This is a genomic window from Leucobacter sp. MMO-125 (genome assembly GCF_037148395.1).
Lineage (GTDB): Bacteria > Actinomycetota > Actinomycetes > Actinomycetales > Microbacteriaceae > Leucobacter.
Window position 1 is genome coordinate 40,594 of the sequence record NZ_JBBCTL010000001.1, and the last position, 19,136, is coordinate 59,729.

The window sequence follows — 19,136 nt, forward strand, 5'->3', positions numbered from 1 at the left end:
GGGAGGCGCGGTGACGAGGGGGTCGGGTCGATGAAGCGGCCGAGCGGGTTCGACAGTTCCCCGGAGCCGGGTCTGCCCGATGCCGATGCGCCGCAGGCGTTGACCCCCGCTTCCGGTGACGGGGTGGAGGAGACGCCGCGCCCGTCGTTGCTTCGCCGTCGCATTGCGGCGCTCGCAGATGCTGCTGGGTCGAATCAGCGCGCGGACGAACCGCGTGGTGGTGTCGCCGACCCCTCACTCGCGCCCACTGTTGATCTCAGTGAGGTGCGCGAGGCGAGGGAGGCTGCGGAGCTCCGCGGAGAGGCCGAGGTGGATCCGGTCGCCGAGCCGGGTGGCGTTGAGCCCGCGGCCCGAGACATCGACGGTGCGGATCGATTCGATCTCGTGTCAGCCGAAGCTGCGCCGCGATTCTCGCTCGCCCGCCTGCGCGCGTCGCAGGAGAGCGATCCGGTGCGCGCGGCTGAGCGCCGTCTGCGGCAGGCCGAGCGGCAGCATCGCGCCCAGTTGCGCTCAGAAAGCCGCCGCTTCTCGGCGGAGAGCCGTCGGCGTCGCCGCAACTGGCTGATCGCCCTCGCCGCTGTCGGAGCGCTTGCGCTGTTCGTCGTGGCGGGGGCGTTCACGCCGATCATGGCGGTGCGCGAGGTGCAGGTTGTGGGCACGGTAAATGTGAATCCCGCGGATGTGCAGCAGGCGCTGGCCCGCTTCGACGGCCGGCCGCTGGCGCTCGTCGATGATGCGGAGGTGCATCGCGCGCTCGAACCGTTTCCGATGATTCAGCATTACGCCGTGGAGCGGGTGCCGCCGCATACGCTGCTGGTGCGGATCGAGGAGCGGGTGCCGGTAATCTCGGTGCAGGGCGATGCCGGGTTCGCGGTGTTCGACTCTGCTGGGGTGCTGTTGGCGTCGGCTGAAACTCCGCCGGCTGGTGCGCCGGTGGGTGTGGGGGCTGTCACCGATTTCTCGTCGGAAGCGTTCCGCTCGGCTGGTCGCGCGCTGCGCGACATGCCCGATGAGCTGCGTGCGCAGGTGGTGTCGGTGACGGCGTCGAGCGGTCAGGATGTCTCCTTCACGCTGTCGAACGGGATCGAGGTGCTGTGGGGCGATGCGGATCGCACGCGGTACAAGGCTGAGGTGCTGGCCCGGATGCTTGTCGCTCTTGCGGATCGCGGGGTCGAATACATCGATGTCTCGTCTGCGGATGCGCCGGTGTTCCGTTGATGCGAGCGAATTGCTCTGCTTCGTGCGGCGTGTCTGCGACGCGGAGAGCGCTGCGCCCCATACGGTTGTGCGCAGTAAATGTATACGCCAATACTAACTTTTAACTTCAGCTAGAGGTTGAAGGTTGGAGGGGATCCTCGTGTCAGGCAACCAGAACTACCTCGCCGTGATCAAGGTCGTCGGTGTCGGCGGCGGCGGCGTCAATGCCGTCAACCGCATGATCGAGCTCGGCCTGCGCGGCGTCGAGTTCATCGCTGTCAACACCGACGCTCAGGCGCTGCTGCTCAGCGATGCCGACGTCAAGCTCGACATCGGCCGCGAGCTCACCCGCGGCCTCGGCGCCGGCGCCGACCCCGAGGTGGGTCGACGCGCAGCGGAAGACCACGCAGAGGAGATCGAGGAAGCGCTCGCCGGTGCCGACATGGTCTTCGTCACCGCTGGCGAGGGCGGCGGCACCGGCACCGGGGCAGCCCCGGTCGTAGCGCGGATCGCAAAGTCGATCGGCGCCCTCACTATTGGCGTGGTCACCCGCCCCTTCAGCTTCGAAGGCAAGCGCCGTGCGGCGCAGGCCGACGCCGGCGTGCACACCCTGCGTGAGGCCGTCGACACCCTGATCGTGGTGCCCAACGACCGCCTGCTCGACATCAGCGAGCCCGGCATCAGCATGATCGAAGCTTTCGCGGCAGCCGACCAGGTGCTGCTCGCGGGTGTCTCCGGGATCACCGACCTCATCACCACGCCCGGTCTCATCAACCTCGACTTCGCCGACGTCAAATCGGTGATGCAGGGAGCCGGCGCAGCGCTTATGGGCATCGGATCCGCCCGCGGCGCCGATCGCGCCATCAAGGCCGCCGAACTCGCCGTAGCCTCGCCGCTGCTTGAAGCCTCTGTCGAGGGCGCCCACGGTGTGCTGCTCTCGATCCAGGGCTCGTCGAACCTCGCCCTCAGCGAAATCTACGAGGCCTCCACCCTCGTGCAGGATGTCGTGCACCCCGAAGCCAATATCATCTTCGGCACGGTCATCGACGACACCCTCGGCGACGAAGTGCGCGTCACCGTGATCGCGGCCGGCTTCGACGCCGAGCCCTCGCCCCAGGTGCAGTCCTCAGAGCTGCGCGGTCGTCGAGGCAGCCACATCGAGAGCATCAACGACGTGCCCGCCCCCGTCAGCGGAACCGCTGCCGCCGTCGCCAACGGCGAAGCCACTGGCCTCGGCTTCAAGGGCTTCAATGCCGCAGGGGAGCGCGCTGCCGAGCCGCAGAACCCGCCCACGGGTCAGTTCGGCGAGGTGCTGTCGAACCCGCCCGTCGAAGCCCAGCTGCCCGACCCCGCCTTCGACGGCGATGATGACGACGACCTCGACATCCCCGAGTTCCTGAGGTAACCGGCGTGGTCGACGTCGACTTCGCAGCGTATCCCGGGCTCGACGAGCGGCTGGCCTCGGTGCGGGAGGGGATCGCAGATGCCTGCCGATCCGCCTCCCGCGAAGCTGACGAGGTCACGCTCATCGTCGTGACGAAGTTCCACCCCGCCTCTCTCGTCGCAGCACTCGCGCAACTGGGCGTGCGCGATGTCGGTGAGAACCGCCACCAAGAGGCGCAGGCGAAGGCCGACGAGCTTGCCGAACTCGGCCTCCGCTGGCACTTCATCGGTCAGTTGCAGACGAAGAAGGCCAGGCAGGCCGCCCGCTACGCGAACGCGATCCACTCCATCGACCGCGAACGGCTCGTCGATGCGCTCGCCACGGTCGAGGCACCGCAGCCCATCGAAGCCTTCGTGCAGGTCAACCTCACCGACGACCCAGGTCGCGGCGGGGCAGCGCCCGAGGAGCTCGAACGCATCGCCGAGCGCGTGCTCGACACTCCGACACTGCGCCTGAGAGGCATCATGGCCGTCGCGCCGCTGCCGGAAGAAGAAGCGCCAGCCTCCGCCTTCGCGCGGCTGCGCAAATACTCAGAACGACTGCGATTGCTCGCGCCGGAGGCGACAGCCATCTCGGCAGGCATGACGCACGACTACCGCGAGGCGATCGACGCCGGGGCGACACACCTGCGAATCGGCAGCGCAATCACCGGAAAACGCCCGGACCCCAGGTAGCCTCGAAGCACCGCACCGCGTTGGGAGAAATGATGAGCAACCCGCTGAAGAAGACCATGGTGTTCCTGGGCCTCGCCGAGGAGGACCTCGAAGAGCAGCACGCCGCGTCGCAGCAGGCTGCGGCTCCCCGCGCGAGCGCGAAGGAGTCGCCGGCAGCTGCGAAGCCGGAACCGGCTCGGCCCGCACCCCAGCGCGCCTCCGTGACGCCGCTGCGTCGGGTCACCCCCACCAAGCAGCCGGCGCAGCAGCCGATGAACGAGATCCTCACGGTGCACCCCACCGAGTACAAGGACGCGAAGGTCATCGCTGAGAACTTCCGCGAGGGCCTGCCCGTCATCATCAACCTCTCCCGAATGAATGAGGCCGACGCGAAGCGTCTCATCGACTTCACCAGTGGGCTCACCATGGGCCTGCACGGGCGCATTGAGCGCGTCACCAGCAAGGTGTTCCTGCTCTCACCCGAGCACATCGAGGTGGGCAGCGACGACTCGCGTCAGCATGACAGCGGCTCGTTCTTCGTGGCCCCCTCGGCGTAAGCGGTGGAGGTCGTCTTCGCGATCGGGTCGGTGCTCAAAGTAGCGCTCCGCATCTACATCTTCGTGCTCTGGGCGCGTTTCGTGCTCGACTGGATTGTGGTGCTCAACCGCAATTTCCGCCCTCGCGGCGTGTTCGCAGTGCTCGTCGAACTGGTGTACACGGTCACCGATCCGCCCATCAGGATGTTCCGCAGGCTGCTGCCGCCGATCCGCCTCGGGCAGATCGCCCTCGACCTGGGCTGGATGCTGACACTGCTGTCGTGCTGGATTCTCCTGGCCATCATCCCGGGTTGGTAGCGCCGCTTCGTGCGCGAACCGGACATTATTTGCTAGCGTTGTTCCATAACCACGCAAGTGGTCCCGAACCGAAAGAGACGTAGACGATGGCCCTGACTCCTGAAGATGTCGTGAACCAGAAGTTCACGATCACCAAGTTCCGCGACGGATACGATCTCGATCAGGTCGACGATTTCCTCGACACCATCGTCGAGGAGCTGCGTCAGCACGAGCAGGAGAAGGCCGAGCTGAACGCCCGGATCGAAGAGCTCACCACGAAACTCGCCGAGTGCGAAGCTCACGAGGGCAGCGACTCCGACGACTCGACCGATGCCTCCGAGCAGACGATCGTGGTTGACGCGCCCAAGCCCGCTGCGGCACCGGCACCCGTGGTCGAGACGCCCGCTCCCGCCACAAACGCGCAGCCAGACGCCGTCAAGTCGAGTGCGATGCTGCAGCTCGCGCTCGAACTGCACGACAAGCACGTGCAGGAGGGTGAGAGCACCCGCGACCGCCTCATCAGCGAGGCCGAGCAGAAGCGCGACCAGATGATCGAAGACGCCGAGCGCACCGCAAAGCACCTCGTCGAAGAAGCGCAGAAGCAGCGCGCCGAAGAGCTGCGCGTGCTCGGCGAAGAGCGCGGCGACCTGCAGTTCAAGATCAAGGAGCTGCGCCAGTTCGAGTCGGAGTACCGCTCCACGCTGCGCTCCTACATCCAGTCGCAGCTGCGCGGCCTCGACGGCTCGCCCGAGCCCGCAGGTGCGCCTGACGGTCTGCAGTAGCAGGGAGCGTGAACGACGCCTCCAAGGTGACGGCGAATGCCGTCACACCTTCGTCATCGCGACGCCGACTGGTGCCCGTGCTCCTGCTCGGCGTCGCGATCGTCGTGTTCGCCGTAGACCAGCTCGCTAAGAACTGGGTCGTCGAACATCTCCCCGAGGGGCGCACCGTGCCCGTGCTCGGGGAGTTCCTGCAGTGGCACTTCGTGCGGAACCCCGGTGCTGCCTTCTCGATGGCGAGCGGTTCGACGTGGATCTTCACGATCCTCGCAACCGTGGTCGTCGTCGTGATCCTGTGGCAGCTGCGCCGCCTGCGCTCCCTCTCCTGGGGGATCTTCCTTGGCCTGCTGCTCGGCGGTGTGCTCGGAAACCTCACGGATCGCCTCACCCGCGAGCCAGGGTTTCCCGAGGGGCACGTCATCGACTTCATCCTCACGCCGTGGATGTGGCTCGGTTTCAACCCCGCCATCTACAACATTGCCGACATCGCGATTGTCAGCAGCATGCTGCTGTTCGTGGTGATCAGCCTGCTGGGACTGCCGATCGACGGCTCGCCCCGAGTGCGGCGAGGCACGGATCGCGACACCGATGCACACGGTCAGAGCGACGACGCGACCGCAGCCGATCCCGCAGCTGACGCCGCTGAACCCCGCAGCGACGATACCGGGCAGCGCGAACCACGAGAGGGCCGCGACGATGGAACAGCGTAGCCTGCCCGTGCCCGATGGGCTCGCAGGGGAACGCGTCGATGCCGCCCTCGCGAAGATGCTCGGGTTCTCACGAAGCTTCGCGGCCGAGGTCGCCCAGAGCGGCGGCGTCGCCCTCGACGGTCGGCAGCTCGGCAAATCCGACCGACTCGCCGCCGGTGGCTGGCTCGAAGTCTCCTGGCAGGAAAAGCGCGGCCCCGAGGTGGTGCCCGTGCACCTGCCCGAGCTCGGCATCGTGCACGATGACGACGATATCGTCGTCATCGACAAGCCAGCAGGGGTTGCCGCCCATCCCTCGCTCGGTTGGGAAGGCCCCACCGTGCTCGGTGCCCTCGCGGGCGCGGGCTACCGCATCGCGACCTCTGGGCCGGCTGAACGCCAGGGCATCGTGCACCGCCTCGACGCAGGCACGAGCGGCCTCATGGTCGTGGCGAAGAGCGAGCGAGCCTATAGCGAGCTTAAACGCGCCTTCAAAGAACGCGAGGTCGACAAGATCTACCACGCCGTTGTGCAGGGCCACCCCGACCCCTTCTCAGGCACCATCGAGGGCCCTATTGGTCGGCACCCGGGACACGAGTGGAAGTTCGCAGTCACCCGAGACGGCAAGCCCTCGGTGACGCACTACGAAACCCTCGAAGCCTTCCCCTACGCAACCCTGCTCGAAATCGAGCTCGAAACCGGCCGCACGCACCAGATCCGCGTGCACATGGCCGCGCAGCGGCACCCCTGCGTTGGCGACGGCATGTACGGAGCCGACCCGACCCTGTCCGAGCGGCTCGGCCTCACCCGGCAGTGGCTGCACGCGATGCGGCTCGGCTTTCGTCACCCCGGTAGCGGCGAAGCGGTGCTGTTCGAAAGCAGCTACCCCGCAGACCTGCAGCACGCGCTCGACGTGCTCGCGGCGTAGCCGCCACGAGCACGACTGCCACGAGCACGATCGGCGCAGCTTCTAGGAGCGGGCGATCCTGCGGATCGTCGCGTTGCCCTGCGTGGTCGCGTACACCTCGACCCCCGGAGCGATCTTGGTGCCCGATTTCCGCACCACCCCTGCCGACACGCGCGCAGAGCCACCGCTCAGACCGTCGACCTCGGCCACGGTCCACAGATCCACGCGGTCCTTGCCGAAGCGCTGCAGCAGATCTTCGGGCAGCACGAAGCGGTAGCGCAGCGCCCCCGCGGCGTCGTAACTCGCGATCCGGCCGGGAACCGACACCCGTCGCCCGGCCTTACGACCGGAAATCAACAGCTGCACCCTCGGAGCGCCCGACACGACAAGATCCGCAACACGCCGACTGGCGCCACGCACCAGACGCGACCCCATCGCCGGGCGCAGCAGCCGGTGCAGACGATCCGCTGCGCGCAGCCGCCAGTCAGCAATCCGAGCATCCGCGAGCCAAGATCCGCCCTCGGGCCGTGGCTCTGCCGGGGTGATCGTCACAGTCAGCTCGGCGGCGCGCGAGAGCGGCACCAGCTTGCTCACGCGGGAGTCGTGCTCCAACGCTGCAGCTGCGCTGATCAGCCGATCCAGACCGGCCACGTCGCCCGCCCGGATGAGACGGGTCTTCAGAAGATCGGTGGGGTGTGAGGTGCGCGCCTCAACCTCGGTAGGCACGAACTCCTCGAGAAACTGCCGATGCAGCTCCACCCATTCGCGTTTTCGGGCATCGTCCATGCGCAGCCACCGCTTCGGAGCGTAGAAACGCAGCCCCTTGCGGCCGAAGAACTGGAGCACGAGCTGATCGGCCTGCTTGCGGTCGGGTACGCCGTCGAGCAGGATGCGGGCGATACGGCGGCAGGAGGACACATAGTTCTCCGGGTCGATGCCTTGCGCGGAGATATTGCCGCCGTCGTCGCGCAGCGCGATGAAGTAGAGCGGTTTGCGCCCGCAGAACGCGATCTCACGCGCGAGCACGTACGCCCGGGTGACGAAGATGCCGTCTTCGAGGCGCACGTGTTCTTCAGGGAAGCGCAGACCGTCGCGCTCGATGAGATCGCGTCGAAACAGCTTCTGCGGTGACAGCGTCTCCATCGCGCGCGCGATGCTGATGGGCCCGTGCGGGTGGAGCTGGAAGAGCTGCTGCACGCCCCGCCCCGCTACACCCTGCATGCGCGGGATCACCACCTCTGCGTTTCGCGTTTGGGCCATCTCGACCATTGCGCTCAGCGCATGCGGGGCGAGCGTGTCGTCAGAATCCATGAAGAACACGAACTCGCCGGTGGCGCGCTCGATGCCGCGGTTGCGGGGTGCTCCCGGCCAGCCGCTGTTCGGCTGGTGGATCACCGTGAGACGGTCGTCGCGCGCCGCGAAACAATCGAGTTCTTCGCCCGAGCCGTCATTGGATCCGTCATCGACCGCGATCACCTCAAGACCAGCGACGTCCTGTGCCAGCACCGATTCCAGGGTCGCGGTGAGATAGGGCATGGAGTTGTACACAGGCATCACAACGCTCACCAGCGGGATGGAATCGGTCACGGCAGCTCTCCTTGTTCAGCCTCGGGTATGCGCCGTGAGGCGCGCCGCTAGTCACTGTATCGCCCGCACCCAGCGGAGCGCTGGGTGCGGCAGGCTCGGGCAGCGGCACGCTCGCCGTCGTGCTCGTTCTGGCCGCCGATCCGCGCCCGCTAACATGGGGCGGATGAGAGGCGCGAACGACGGATCCGGGCGCATCCGCTACCTCGAAATGCTGCGGGCCTTCGCTATCGTGGCGGTCGTAGCCCTGCACGCAGCCATCACCGAATGGCACGAGCTGCCACCGCAGGGCGCCCGCTGGGAGACACTCGCCTGGATCAACAGTGCGCTGCGCTTCTGCGTGCCCGTATTCTTCATGATCTCGGGAGCCCTGCTGCTCGACCCGGCCCGCCCCCTGACCCTGCGCAGCCTGTGGCGGCGGCGCATTCCACGCCTGCTCGTCGCGTTCGCAAGCTGGTCACTGCTGTACGCCATCGTTGAAGTGTACGGGCCTGGCGGCAGCGGCGACCCCGCCGAACTGTTGCGACGATTCTTCACCGGTCACTTCCACCTGTGGTTCCTGCTCGCCTTGACGGGCCTCTACATGGTGCTGCCGCTGCTGCGCGCGATCGTGCGTGAGACCACGACGGCGTGGTACTTCGTGGCACTCGCAGGGGCGTTCACCTTCGTGTTTCCGATGCTCGAACGGCTGCCAGTGGCGGGGGAGGTGCTCAGCGAAGTGCTCGGCACGGTGCGCGTCGAGCTCGTGCTCGGATACTCGGTCTACTTCGTGCTCGGGTACTTGCTGAGCCGTGTCGAGCTACGGCGCGCCCAGCTGGGGTGGATCGCCATGGCCGGCGCGCTCGGGCTGCTCGCCACCGGAGTAGGCACCTCACTCGTGTCGCGGGCCGAAGGCGGATCGGACGAGGCCTTTTTCGGCTTCCTCACTCCCGGTGTCGGGCTTGTCTCGGTGGCCATCTTCTGCCTCGCGCGGGCACATTGGGGTGAAGCCGGGGGAGCAATGCCACGCCTCGCGGCGGTGCTCGCCGCGAACTCGCTCGGCATCTACCTCGTGCACCCGCTGTTTCAACGGCTCTATCGAGAGCTCGGCCTCACCACGGAGCTCGCGCCGCCGCTGCTGTCGGTGCCGGTACTCGCCGTGCTCGTGCTCATTCCCAGCCTTGCTGTGGCGGCACTGCTGCGGCGGATCCCGCGGGCCGGGCGCTACCTGGCATAGCGGCCGCGGTGCTACAGGCCGGCGGTGCGGGGTACCCTGGAAGAATCGGCGAAAGGGGCTCCATCGGTGTCTGAGAAGGACGGTTTCGTACACCTGCACGTGCACAGCGAGTACTCCATGCTCGATGGCGCGGCTCGCGTCGGGCCGTTGATGGACGCTGCTCTCGCGCAGGGCATGCCCGCGATCGCGGTCACCGATCACGGCAATACCTTCGGCGCCTTCGATTTCTGGAAGCAGGCGAAGGATCGCGGAATCAACCCGATCATTGGCATCGAGGCCTACCTCACGCCGGGCACTCATCGTTCCGATCGCACCCGTGTGCGCTGGGGCGACGGCGCGGGCGATGACGTCTCGGGTGCCGGCGCGTACACCCACATGACGATGCTCTCCGAATCCACGGAGGGCATGCACAACCTCTTCCGATTGTCGTCGCTGGCATCGATGGAGGGCTACTACTTCAAGCCCCGTATGGATAGGGAGCTGCTGCAGACCTATGGCAAGGGGCTCATCACCACGACGGGGTGCCCCTCGGGTGAGGTGCAGACTCGTCTCCGCCTCGGCCAGTACGACGAAGCCGTGAAGGCCGCCGCCGAGTTCCAGGACATCTTCGGCAAAGAGAACTTCTTCTGCGAGCTCATGGATCACGGCCTCGATATCGAGCGCCAGGTACAGTCTGACCTCATCAAGATCGCCCGCGACCTGAAGATTCCGCTTGTCGCCACGAACGACCTGCACTACGTGCACGAGGCCGACGCCGAAGCGCACTCGGCGCTGCTGTGCGTGCAGTCAGGCTCGCGGCTTGACGACCCCAACCGGTTCCAGTTCAACGGCTCCGGCTACTACCTGAAGAGCGCCGCAGAGATGCGGCACATTTTCCGCGACTACCCGGAAGCCTGCGACAACACGCTGCTCATCGCCGAGCGCTGCAGTGTCGAGTTCAATACCTCGGCCAACTACATGCCCCGGTACCCGGTGCCCGACGGCGAGACCGAGGACAGTTGGTTCGTGAAGGAGGTCGAACGCGGCCTGCACTACCGATACCCGAACGGCATCCCCGATGAAGTGCGCAAGCAGGCCGAATATGAGATCGGCGTCATCACCCAGATGGGCTTCCCCGGCTACTTCCTCGTGGTCGCCGACTTCATCAACTGGTCCAAAGACAATGGCATCCGTGTGGGCCCCGGCCGAGGCTCCGGTGCGGGCTCCATGGTCGCCTACGCGATGAGGATCACCGACCTCGATCCGCTGCAGCACGGCCTCATCTTCGAGCGCTTCCTCAACCCCGACCGCGTCTCCATGCCCGACTTCGACGTCGACTTCGATGATCGCCGTCGCGGTGAGGTCATCAAGTACGTCACCGAGAAGTACGGCGACGAACGCGTGGCGCAGATCGTCACCTACGGCACCATCAAATCAAAGCAGGCGCTGAAAGACGCCTCGCGCGTACTCGGCTTCCCTTTCGGCATGGGTGAAAAACTCACGAAGGCCATGCCTCCCGCCGTGATGGCGAAAGACATTCCGCTCTCGGGCATCACGGATCCTGACCACCCCCGCTATAAAGAGGCAGCGGAGTTCCGTTCCGTGCTGCAGGAAGATCCCGACGCGAAGAAGGTCTACGAGACCGCGCTCGGGCTCGAAGGGCTGAAGCGTCAGTGGGGTGTGCACGCCGCCGGTGTGATCATGTCGAGCGATCCGCTGATCGACATTATCCCGCTGCAGAAGCGCGAGCAGGATGGCCAGATCGTCACGCAGTTCGACTACCCGACCTGCGAGGGTCTTGGCCTCATCAAGATGGACTTCCTGGGGTTGCGCAACCTCACCATCATCTCTGACGCCCTGGAAAACATCAGGCTCAACCGCGGCGAAGAACTCGACCTCGAACGGCTCGAACTCGACGACCCCGCCTCCTACGAACTGCTCGCCCGCGGCGACACCCTCGGCGTCTTCCAGCTCGACGGCGGCCCGATGCGAGGCCTGCTGCGCCTCATGAAGCCCGACAACTTCGAAGACATCTCCGCAGTCCTCGCGCTCTACCGACCGGGCCCCATGGGCGCCGACTCGCACACCAACTACGCGCTGCGCAAAAACGGGCTGCAGCCGATCACGCCCATCCACCCCGAGCTCGAAGAGCCGCTGAAAGACATCCTCGACACCACATACGGCCTCATCATCTACCAGGAGCAGGTGATGTCGATCGCGCAGCGGGTCGCAGGGTTCTCGCTCGGCCAAGCCGACATTCTGCGGCGTGCGATGGGCAAGAAGAAGAAGTCAGAGCTCGACAAGCAGTATGCGGGATTCTCCGGCGGTATGAAGGAGCGCGGCTTCTCCGACGCCGCCGTGAAGGCGCTGTGGGACATCCTGCTGCCGTTCTCCGACTACGCTTTCAACAAGGCGCACTCCGCCGCCTACGGTGTGGTGAGTTACTGGACCGCCTACCTGAAAGAGCACTACCCCGGTGAGTACATGGCCGCGCTGCTCACCAGCGTGGGCGACTCGAAAGACAAGCTCGCCATCTACCTCAACGAGTGCCGCCGCATGGGTATCAAGGTGCTGCCGCCCGCCGTGAACGAATCATTCGCCAACTTCTCGGCGGTCGGTGAGGATATCCGCTTCGGCCTCGGCGCGATCCGCAACGTCGGCACGCACGTGGTGGAGGGGATTCGCGAGGCGCGCGAGCAGAAGGGTCGCTTCGAGAGCTTCCACGACTTCTTGAAGAAGGTGCCACTTTCGGTGCTGAACAAGCGCACCGTCGAGTCGCTCATCAAAGCGGGCGCATTCGACGGGCTTGGGGGCACGCGCCGGGCGCTCGTCGAGATTCACGAACCGTCCATCGAGAGCGCCGTGAAAGAAAAGCGCGACGCGGAGAACGGCAACGTAGGCTTCGACTTCGACAGCCTCTTCGCCGAGGCTGCCGAAGCCTCGGGTGACGCGGCCGAAGCCGCATCGCAGGTGCCCGACAGGCCCGAATGGACGAAGAAAGACAAACTCTCATTCGAGCGCGAAATGCTCGGTCTTTACGTCTCCGATCACCCGCTGCGCGGCCTCGATGTCGCCCTCGCCAAGGAGGCGAGTGTGACGGTGCAGCAGATCACCAACCCCGAGAACACCTCTACCTACGACGGCGAGATCGTCACGGTTGCCGGTCTTCTCACGAGCGTGCAGCACCGCACCGCCAAATCGGGCAACCTCTATGGCATGGTCACCATCGAAGACTTCACCGGCGAGGTGCAGGCCCTCTTCATGGGTAAGTCGTATCAGGAGTTCGGCAGTATGCTGCAGCCGGACAGCATCGTGGCGCTGCGCGGCAAACTGAACGCCCGCGACGATGGCATGTCTATGCACGCCTACGGTGTGAAGCCGATCGACGCCGGTGTGCAGGAAGATGCGACGTCGCTCGCACTCACCCTCTCGGAGTCGCGCGCGACCGAACCGCTGATGGAGGAGCTGAAGTCGACCCTGAAGCGGCACCCCGGGGAGAGCGAGGTGCGACTCAGCTTGATCACGCCCCACGCGGTGCGGGTGTTCGAACTGCGCGAGCAGGTGCGGATCACCTCCGACCTCTTCGGTGAGCTGAAGGGGTTGCTCGGCCCGCGCTGCCTCTTGCCTGTGGAGGAAGTCGTCTCGTAACACCCGCGGAGTAGGGTGGGGGCATGAGCGAGATGCAGCAGCGGATCATTCGTGAACTCGGGGTTGCGGCCGAGATCGATGCGACGGCAGAGATCGAGCGCCGCGTTGCGTTCCTCGCCGATTACGCCCGTGCGGTGCCCGGCTGCCGGGGTTTCGTGCTGGGGATATCAGGCGGGCAGGACTCATCGCTCGCGGGTCGCCTCGCGCAGCTCGCCGTTGAGCGTCTGCGCTCGGAAGGACGCGAGGCAGAGTTCATCGCGGTGCGCCTGCCCTACGGTGTGCAGCGAGATGAAGACGACGCGCAGCTCGCGCTGCAGTTCATCAGGCCCGACCGCGCCATCGCCGTCGATATTGCCCCGGGCGTCGACGGGCTGACATCCGCGGTGTCTGCGGGCGCAGGCAGTGAGGTCAGCGACTTCACGAAGGGCAATGTGAAGGCGCGGATGCGTATGGTTGCGCAGTACGCGATCGCCGGTGACCGGGGCTTGTTGGTGATCGGCACCGATCACGCCGCAGAGGCCATCACGGGGTTCTTCACGAAGTTCGGCGATGGCGCGGCCGATGTGGTGCCGCTCACGGGGCTCACCAAGGGGCAGGGGGCCGCGATGCTGCAGTTGCTCGGAGCCCCGGATCGGCTCTGGCAGAAAGTGCCGACCGCCGACCTGCTCGACGAGGTGCCCGGTCAGTCGGACGAGTCGAGTCTCGGCGTGAGCTATCCCGAGATCGATGCCTACCTGCGCGGCGAAGAGGTGCCGTCGCGGGTTGCCGAGAACCTGGAACGCCGCTATCGCGGCACCGAGCACAAGCGGCGGCTCCCGGTGGCGCCGCAGCACAGCTGGTGGAACGCCACCGAGAGGAGTGCGGACTGATGAGCACCACGACCTTCGTTCTGGCTGGAGGCTGCTTCTGGTGCCTCGACGCGGCCTATCGCGCGCTGCGTGGTGTCACCGAGGTGGTGTCGTGCTACACCGGCGGCTCGACCGCGCACCCAACGTACGAGCAGGTGTGCACTGGCACCACCGGCCACGCTGAAGCCGTCGCCGTGACCTTCGACGAGAGTGTGATCCCTGCCGAGGTGATTCTCGATGCGTTCTTCACGATGCACGACCCCACCCAGTTGAACCGCCAGGGTGCCGACGTCGGCACGCAGTACCGCTCGGCGATGTTTCCCGCCGACGACGAGCAGCGGGCGCTGTTCGAGGACGCCCGCCGCCGCGCCGCCGCGCTCTGGCCCGGCGAAATCGTTACCACCATCGAGCCGCTCGGCGAAGTTATTCCCGCAGAGGAGTACCACCAGGACTTCTTCGCGAAGAACCCCACCCAGGGATACTGCCTCGCGGTAGCGGTGCCCAAGGTCAACAAGGTGCGGGCAGGCTTCGCGGAGTACCTGCGCTGACACATACCTGATGGGTCGCCCCGGGCCCGGGCTCAAGCCGCGAGCGGTGGCATGAATCCGTCACCGAGGATGGATTCGGTGGGCTCCGCGGAGTCTGACCCCGGCGTGAGCGGCCCAGGGTCGACGGGCGCACCGGGATCCTCGAACGGTTCGCCGTGCGCATCAGCGCCGGCGAGGTGATCGGGCGGGGGAGCGTCGAAGTCGCTCGATGCCGCGGTCGGTGAGGTGGGCGTCTCGCCCGAGCGGCTCTGCTTCTCGAAGCGCGAGGTGCCCCAGCGCAGGTCGTGCCCGAGGCCGTCAGCCTCGATCTCGACTGAGGTGCCTGACTTCTGATCTTTGCTCCACGAGCGGATGCGCAATCGCCCGTTGACGAGCACGCGGTCGCCCTTGCGGAAGGAACGATCTGCGTTTTCGGCGAGCGATCGAAACGCGTTGACGGTGAACCAGTTCGTCTCGCCGTCGACCCACTGGTTCTGCTCGCGGTCGAAACGCCGTTCGTTGCTCGCGATGCGGAAGGTGCAGAAGACGACGCCCGCAGATGTGGTGATGAGCCGAGGCGCAGTGGCAATCGTGCCGACGACGCTGACGTGAGTGGACATGTGAAACTCCGTTCGAGACAGGCAGGCCACCTGGCGCGGTGCCCTGCCGAGGGTCATGGGGGGAGTAGACGAACCGGATCGTGCGGGTCCGATCCGCCTGCTCGTGTTCCAGCCTGCTCCACCGCTGCGACCCGCGGGGGTCCATCACGGGATCTGTGGACAAACCGCCCGAACTCACGAAATCTGCTGCCTTGTGAGCGAAGTGTGAAAACGGGCCTGCGCTTGCGCGGGCCGATCCGCAATAGACTGCACTGGTGCCCCTCCCACTGCATCTTTCTGCTTATTCGGCCTCGGCTCGACCCGCAGCCGTGCTCACCGCGATCGCCCTGACCGCCGGCCTGCTGACGGGCTGCTCGCTGCTCGAAGGGCCGGTGCCCGAAACCCCCGAGCGCGTCGAACCGCCCACGCCCGAAGCCCCACCCGTCTTCTTCCCAGAGGGCAGCGCTGCCGACAATCTGCCCTACTTCACCGAGGTGCTGCGCACCTTCTCGACAGGCCAGCAACCGGTGCAGGGCGTGCCCGTAGTCGACGCGCTCGCCGCAGCAGGCTTCGACAAAGCTGCCATGCAGGTGAGCTTCGACGAGTCGAAGACCGGGCTCGCGGCCGACAACATCTTCGTCTCGGTGCGGATCGGAGCCGACTGCCTGATCGGGCAGGTGGTCGCTGAGGACCGCAGCTTTGTCGCCGAAGCGAAGCCCGCCATCGGGCCCGCGCAGGATGTCTGCCTCATCGGGAGCACCCGAGCCATCGACTGGTAAACGGCCACTGTGTCGGGGGTGACGGGTAGAGTAGGGGCGATCCGTTTCATCCTCAGGACGCAAGGAGTTCGGGGCGCCATCGCGCCCGAGAAAGCATATGGCTGAGTACATTTACCAGATGGTGCGCGCGCGCAAGGCGCACGGCGACAAGGTGATCCTCGACGACGTGACCATGGCGTTCCTGCCTGGCGCGAAGATCGGTGTCGTCGGCCCCAACGGCGCCGGCAAGTCGACGATCCTCAAGATCATGGCGGGGCTCGATACCCCCTCGAACGGCGAGGCCATCCTCACCCCCGGCTACTCCGTGGGCATCCTCATGCAGGAGCCCGAGCTCGACGAAGACCTCACCGTGCTCGAAAACGTGCAGCAGGGCGTCGCTGACATCAAGGGCAAGCTCGACCGCTTCAACGAGATCTCCGCCGAGATGGCGAACCCCGACGCCGACTACGACAAGCTGCTGCCCGAAATGGGTGAGCTGCAGGAAGCCATCGACGCCGTCGACGGCTGGGATCTCGACAATCAGCTCGAACAGGCGATGGACGCGCTGCGCTGCCCGCCCTCCGACGCGATCGTCAAGAACCTCTCGGGCGGTGAGAAGCGCCGCGTCGCGCTCTGCAAGCTCCTCCTCGAAAAGCCGGACCTGCTGCTGCTCGACGAGCCCACGAACCACCTCGACGCCGAGAGCGTGCTCTGGCTCGAGCAGCACCTCGCGAAATACCCGGGCGCCGTCATGGCCGTCACCCACGATCGCTACTTCCTCGACCACGTCGCCACGTGGATCTGCGAGGTCGACCGCGGCCGCCTCTACCCCTACGAGGGCAACTACTCGACCTACCTCGAGCAGAAGGCCGCGCGCCTCGAAGTGCAGGGCAAGAAAGATCAAAAGCTCCAGAAGCGCCTCAAAGAAGAACTCGAGTGGGTGCGCTCGAACACCAAGGGTCGCCAGGCGAAGTCGAAGGCTCGTCTCGCCCGATACGAGGAAATGGCAGCTGAAGCCGAGCGCACGCGCAAGCTCGACTTCGAAGAGATTCAGATCCCCGCCGGCCCGCGCCTGGGCAACCTCGTGCTCGAAGCGAAGAACCTGAACAAGGGCTTCGATGGGCGTACGCTCATCGACGGCCTCTCGTTCTCGCTGCCGCGCAACGGCATCGTCGGCATCATCGGCCCGAACGGCGTCGGCAAAACCACGCTGTTCAAGACGATCGTCGGCATCGAGCCGCTCGACGGCGGCGAGCTGAAGATCGGCGAGACCGTGCAGCTCAGCTACGTCGATCAGACCCGCGGCGGCATCGACCCGAAGAAGACCGTGTGGGAAGTTGTCTCCGATGGCCTCGACTACATCCAGGTCGGCAAGACCGAGATCCCGTCGCGCGCCTACGTCTCGACCTTCGGCTTCAAGGGACCGGATCAGCAGAAGCCCTCGGGCGTGCTGTCGGGCGGTGAGCGCAACCGTCTGAACCTCGCGCTCACGCTCAAGCAGGGCGGCAACCTGCTGCTCCTCGACGAGCCGACGAACGACCTCGACGTCGAAACGCTCACGAGCCTCGAGAACGCGCTGCTCGAATTCCCCGGCTGCGCGGTGGTGATCACGCACGATCGCTGGTTCCTCGACCGCATCGCGACCCACATCCTCGCCTACGAGGGCACTGAGGAGAACCCTTCGAACTGGTACTGGTTCGAGGGCAACTTCGAGGCATACGAGGCAAACAAGATCGAGCGTCTCGGCGCCGACGCCGCAAAGCCGTCGCGCGTCACCTACCGCAAGCTCACCCGCGACTAGCAGGCGCTTCGAGAGGCGGATTTCGCACCTTCGACCCCGGGGTCGACTGCGAAATCCGCCTCTCGGCGTCTCACAGAGGAGATCACATGGCACGCGCACACGTCGACCTCGAATTGCGCTGGGGCGACCAGGATGCCTACGGTCACATCAACAACGTCGCCTACGCCCGCTACCTGGAGGAGGCGCGCGTGCGTGTGTTCTTCACCGGGGCGGCGCGAGAGCAGACGGGCATGGAAGGGTACTTCCGCGGTGACACCCCCGGCGGGCCGAAGATGCTCGTCGCCAGTCAGCAGATCGAGTTCCTCGCCGTGCTCGAATACACCTCGCACCCCATCATCGTGGAACTGTGGATCGGGAAGCTCGGCGGGTCGAGCCTCGAACTCCACTACGAAGTGTTCGACGGCGCCGCCGCCGAGCACCGCATCGTGGCCCGCGCTATCACCACGGTGGTGATCGTCGACGGCGCCACCATGCGCCCCATCAGGCTCTCAGAGGAGGGACGCGCCGCAGTCGAGCCGTGGACTGACGAGCCGCTGCAGCTGCGCCGCGGCTGAGTGTGTGAGCCCACTAAAGGGTTTCGCGGGATCCGCCGAATCCCGCTGAGCCAGCCGAAGCACCCGGGCTCACTGAATCAGAAAAGCTCTCGGAACCAGCCGCACCCGCCGCCCGCTGCGTGCGGGGCTTGCCGCCGCTGTCAGCCGGCTTCGGGCAGGCGGATCATGCTTTCTTGCGACACGCTGGCCACGAGCCGCCCGTTGCGGTCGTAGAACCTGCCGTGCGCGAGCCCGCGACCGCCCTGCGAGGTCGGAGAGTCGAGCTCGTACAGCAGCCATTCGTCGACCCGGAACGGCCGGTGGAACCACATGGCGTGGTCGAGGCTCGCGGCGCGCATGCCCGGCGTGGCCCAGGGGATGCCGTGCTGCCGGGCGATCGGTTCGAGCAGTAGATAGTCGCTTGCGAAGGCGAGGGCGGCGCATTGCAGCAGCTGCGGTGCGTCGAATGAGTCGCGGCTGCGCATCCAGACTCGCTGGCGATTGACCCGCTCGGCGACATCGAGCACGACATCGGATTCGAGGTACCTGAAATCGAAGGGGCGTCCCAGGATCCACGATGCGCGGCCGCTGCCGCTCAGGTGCCCGTACTTCTCCCACACGCTCGGCAGTGACTCGGGTTCTGGCAGGCCCTCGAGGTGCACTGGTTCTTGGTGCTCGAGCCCCGGATCCTCCTCCTGGAAGGAGGAGATCATCGACATCAGCACTTCGCCGTCCTGGTAAGCCTGCACGCGCCGCGTTGAGAAGGAGCGGCCATCGTGCAGCCGAGCCACCTCGAAGGTCATGCGCTCCTCGCTTGCCCCGGGGCGCAGGAAATAGCCGTGCATGGAGTGCAGCAGCCGATCCTCGGCGACGGTGGTGCCGGCTGCGGCGATTGCCTGGCCGAGCACCTGCCCGCCGAAGGAGCGGCCGTGCGGGGTGGGGAAGGCCGGGCCGGTGAGGATGTCCTCTCGCGTGCGTGCCCCTGAGTCGAGCACCGACAGCATGGTGAGCAGGTCTGGGAAGGCGGTCATGGTTCCTCCTGTCGGCGGCTCCGTTGCAGAACGGATCCAGCCTATCGGTCTCGGTGTCCTTCGCCGTCGATATGGAATCTGCCGATGATATGGCGTCTGTTGCGCGGGCGACC

The 19,136-nt window shown here is 66.2% G+C and carries 18 protein-coding genes; 15 read left to right on the forward strand and 3 right to left on the reverse strand.

The genetic code is table 11. The features are described 5' to 3' along the window. Positions 1–30: 30 nt before the first annotated feature. The 8 genes from WFI54_RS00170 to WFI54_RS00205 all read left to right on the forward strand — a co-directional run bounded on the left by WFI54_RS00170 (position 31) and on the right by WFI54_RS00205 (position 6,520). On the forward strand, positions 31–1,218 hold the full coding sequence (locus tag WFI54_RS00170) for an FtsQ-type POTRA domain-containing protein (RefSeq protein WP_336650797.1): 1,188 nt from the start codon (positions 31–33) through the stop codon (positions 1,216–1,218). 139 nt (positions 1,219–1,357) lie between these two features. Next, the gene (gene ftsZ, locus WFI54_RS00175; protein WP_336650798.1) at positions 1,358–2,602 is read left to right on the forward strand and encodes a cell division protein FtsZ; all 1,245 of its coding nucleotides are present in this window, start codon (positions 1,358–1,360) and stop codon (positions 2,600–2,602) included. A 5-nt stretch (positions 2,603–2,607) separates the two neighbouring features. Beyond that, complete coding sequence (locus WFI54_RS00180) at positions 2,608–3,315, forward strand: YggS family pyridoxal phosphate-dependent enzyme (RefSeq protein ID WP_336650799.1); 708 nt, start codon at positions 2,608–2,610, stop codon at positions 3,313–3,315. Between the two features lie 32 nt (positions 3,316–3,347). Beyond that, complete coding sequence (locus tag WFI54_RS00185; RefSeq protein WP_336650800.1) at positions 3,348–3,851, forward strand: cell division protein SepF; 504 nt, start codon at positions 3,348–3,350, stop codon at positions 3,849–3,851. Between the two features lie 3 nt (positions 3,852–3,854). Continuing rightward, complete coding sequence (locus WFI54_RS00190; protein WP_336650801.1) at positions 3,855–4,148, forward strand: YggT family protein; 294 nt, start codon at positions 3,855–3,857, stop codon at positions 4,146–4,148. 86 nt (positions 4,149–4,234) lie between these two features. Then, positions 4,235–4,909 (forward strand): DivIVA domain-containing protein, encoded by a 675-nt coding sequence (locus WFI54_RS00195; RefSeq protein ID WP_336650802.1) that lies wholly within the window; start codon positions 4,235–4,237, stop codon positions 4,907–4,909. A gap of 8 nt (positions 4,910–4,917) precedes the next feature. After that, positions 4,918–5,616: a signal peptidase II gene (gene lspA, locus WFI54_RS00200; RefSeq protein WP_336650803.1), complete on the forward strand. Its 699-nt coding sequence runs from the start codon at positions 4,918–4,920 to the stop codon at positions 5,614–5,616. Next, on the forward strand, positions 5,603–6,520 hold the full coding sequence (locus WFI54_RS00205; RefSeq protein WP_336650804.1) for an RluA family pseudouridine synthase: 918 nt from the start codon (positions 5,603–5,605) through the stop codon (positions 6,518–6,520). Before lspA ends, WFI54_RS00205 begins: the two co-directional genes overlap by 14 nt. Positions 6,521–6,562: 42 nt before the next feature. On the opposite strand, the gene WFI54_RS00210 is transcribed toward WFI54_RS00205, so the two are convergent. Next, on the reverse strand, positions 6,563–8,086 hold the full coding sequence (locus WFI54_RS00210; protein ID WP_336650805.1) for a glycosyltransferase family 2 protein: 1,524 nt from the start codon (positions 8,084–8,086) through the stop codon (positions 6,563–6,565). Between the two features lie 163 nt (positions 8,087–8,249). On the opposite strand from WFI54_RS00210, the gene WFI54_RS00215 reads away from it, so the two are divergent. From WFI54_RS00215 to msrA, 4 genes are all read left to right on the forward strand, one after another. Beyond that, positions 8,250–9,299 (forward strand): acyltransferase, encoded by a 1,050-nt coding sequence (locus WFI54_RS00215; RefSeq protein ID WP_336650806.1) that lies wholly within the window; start codon positions 8,250–8,252, stop codon positions 9,297–9,299. Between the two features lie 117 nt (positions 9,300–9,416). Next, on the forward strand, positions 9,417–12,926 hold the full coding sequence (gene dnaE, locus WFI54_RS00220) for a DNA polymerase III subunit alpha (RefSeq protein WP_442918465.1): 3,510 nt from the start codon (positions 9,417–9,419) through the stop codon (positions 12,924–12,926). Positions 12,927–12,949: 23 nt separating this feature from the next. Then, positions 12,950–13,795, forward strand: a complete 846-nt coding sequence (gene nadE, locus WFI54_RS00225) for an ammonia-dependent NAD(+) synthetase (protein ID WP_336650808.1) — start codon at positions 12,950–12,952, stop codon at positions 13,793–13,795. Continuing rightward, a complete protein-coding gene (gene msrA / locus WFI54_RS00230) occupies positions 13,795–14,322 on the forward strand; it encodes a peptide-methionine (S)-S-oxide reductase MsrA (protein ID WP_336650809.1) in 528 nt (175 codons plus the stop codon). The genes nadE and msrA overlap by 1 nt, the downstream gene beginning before the upstream one ends. A 32-nt stretch (positions 14,323–14,354) precedes the next feature. Here the strand turns inward: msrA and ssb are convergent, their stop codons facing one another. Further along, positions 14,355–14,921: a single-stranded DNA-binding protein gene (gene ssb / locus WFI54_RS00235; protein WP_336650810.1), complete on the reverse strand. Its 567-nt coding sequence runs from the start codon at positions 14,919–14,921 to the stop codon at positions 14,355–14,357. Between the two features lie 254 nt (positions 14,922–15,175). Between ssb and WFI54_RS00240 the strand changes: the two genes are divergently transcribed. From WFI54_RS00240 to WFI54_RS00250, 3 genes are all read left to right on the forward strand, one after another. Next, a complete protein-coding gene (locus WFI54_RS00240; RefSeq protein ID WP_336650811.1) occupies positions 15,176–15,679 on the forward strand; it encodes a DUF6993 domain-containing protein in 504 nt (167 codons plus the stop codon). A 97-nt stretch (positions 15,680–15,776) separates the two neighbouring features. Beyond that, positions 15,777–17,459 carry an energy-dependent translational throttle protein EttA gene (ettA, locus tag WFI54_RS00245; RefSeq protein ID WP_336650812.1) on the forward strand — a complete coding sequence of 561 codons (1,683 nt, stop codon included), beginning with the start codon at positions 15,777–15,779 and terminating at the stop codon, positions 17,457–17,459. Positions 17,460–17,545: 86 nt separating this feature from the next. Further along, positions 17,546–18,013, forward strand: coding sequence for an acyl-CoA thioesterase (locus WFI54_RS00250; protein WP_336650813.1), 468 nt, complete (start codon positions 17,546–17,548; stop codon positions 18,011–18,013). A gap of 140 nt (positions 18,014–18,153) precedes the next feature. On the opposite strand, the gene WFI54_RS00255 is transcribed toward WFI54_RS00250, so the two are convergent. Continuing rightward, the gene (locus WFI54_RS00255) at positions 18,154–19,023 is read right to left on the reverse strand and encodes an acyl-CoA thioesterase (RefSeq protein WP_336650814.1); all 870 of its coding nucleotides are present in this window, start codon (positions 19,021–19,023) and stop codon (positions 18,154–18,156) included. Positions 19,024–19,136 lie beyond the last annotated feature (113 nt).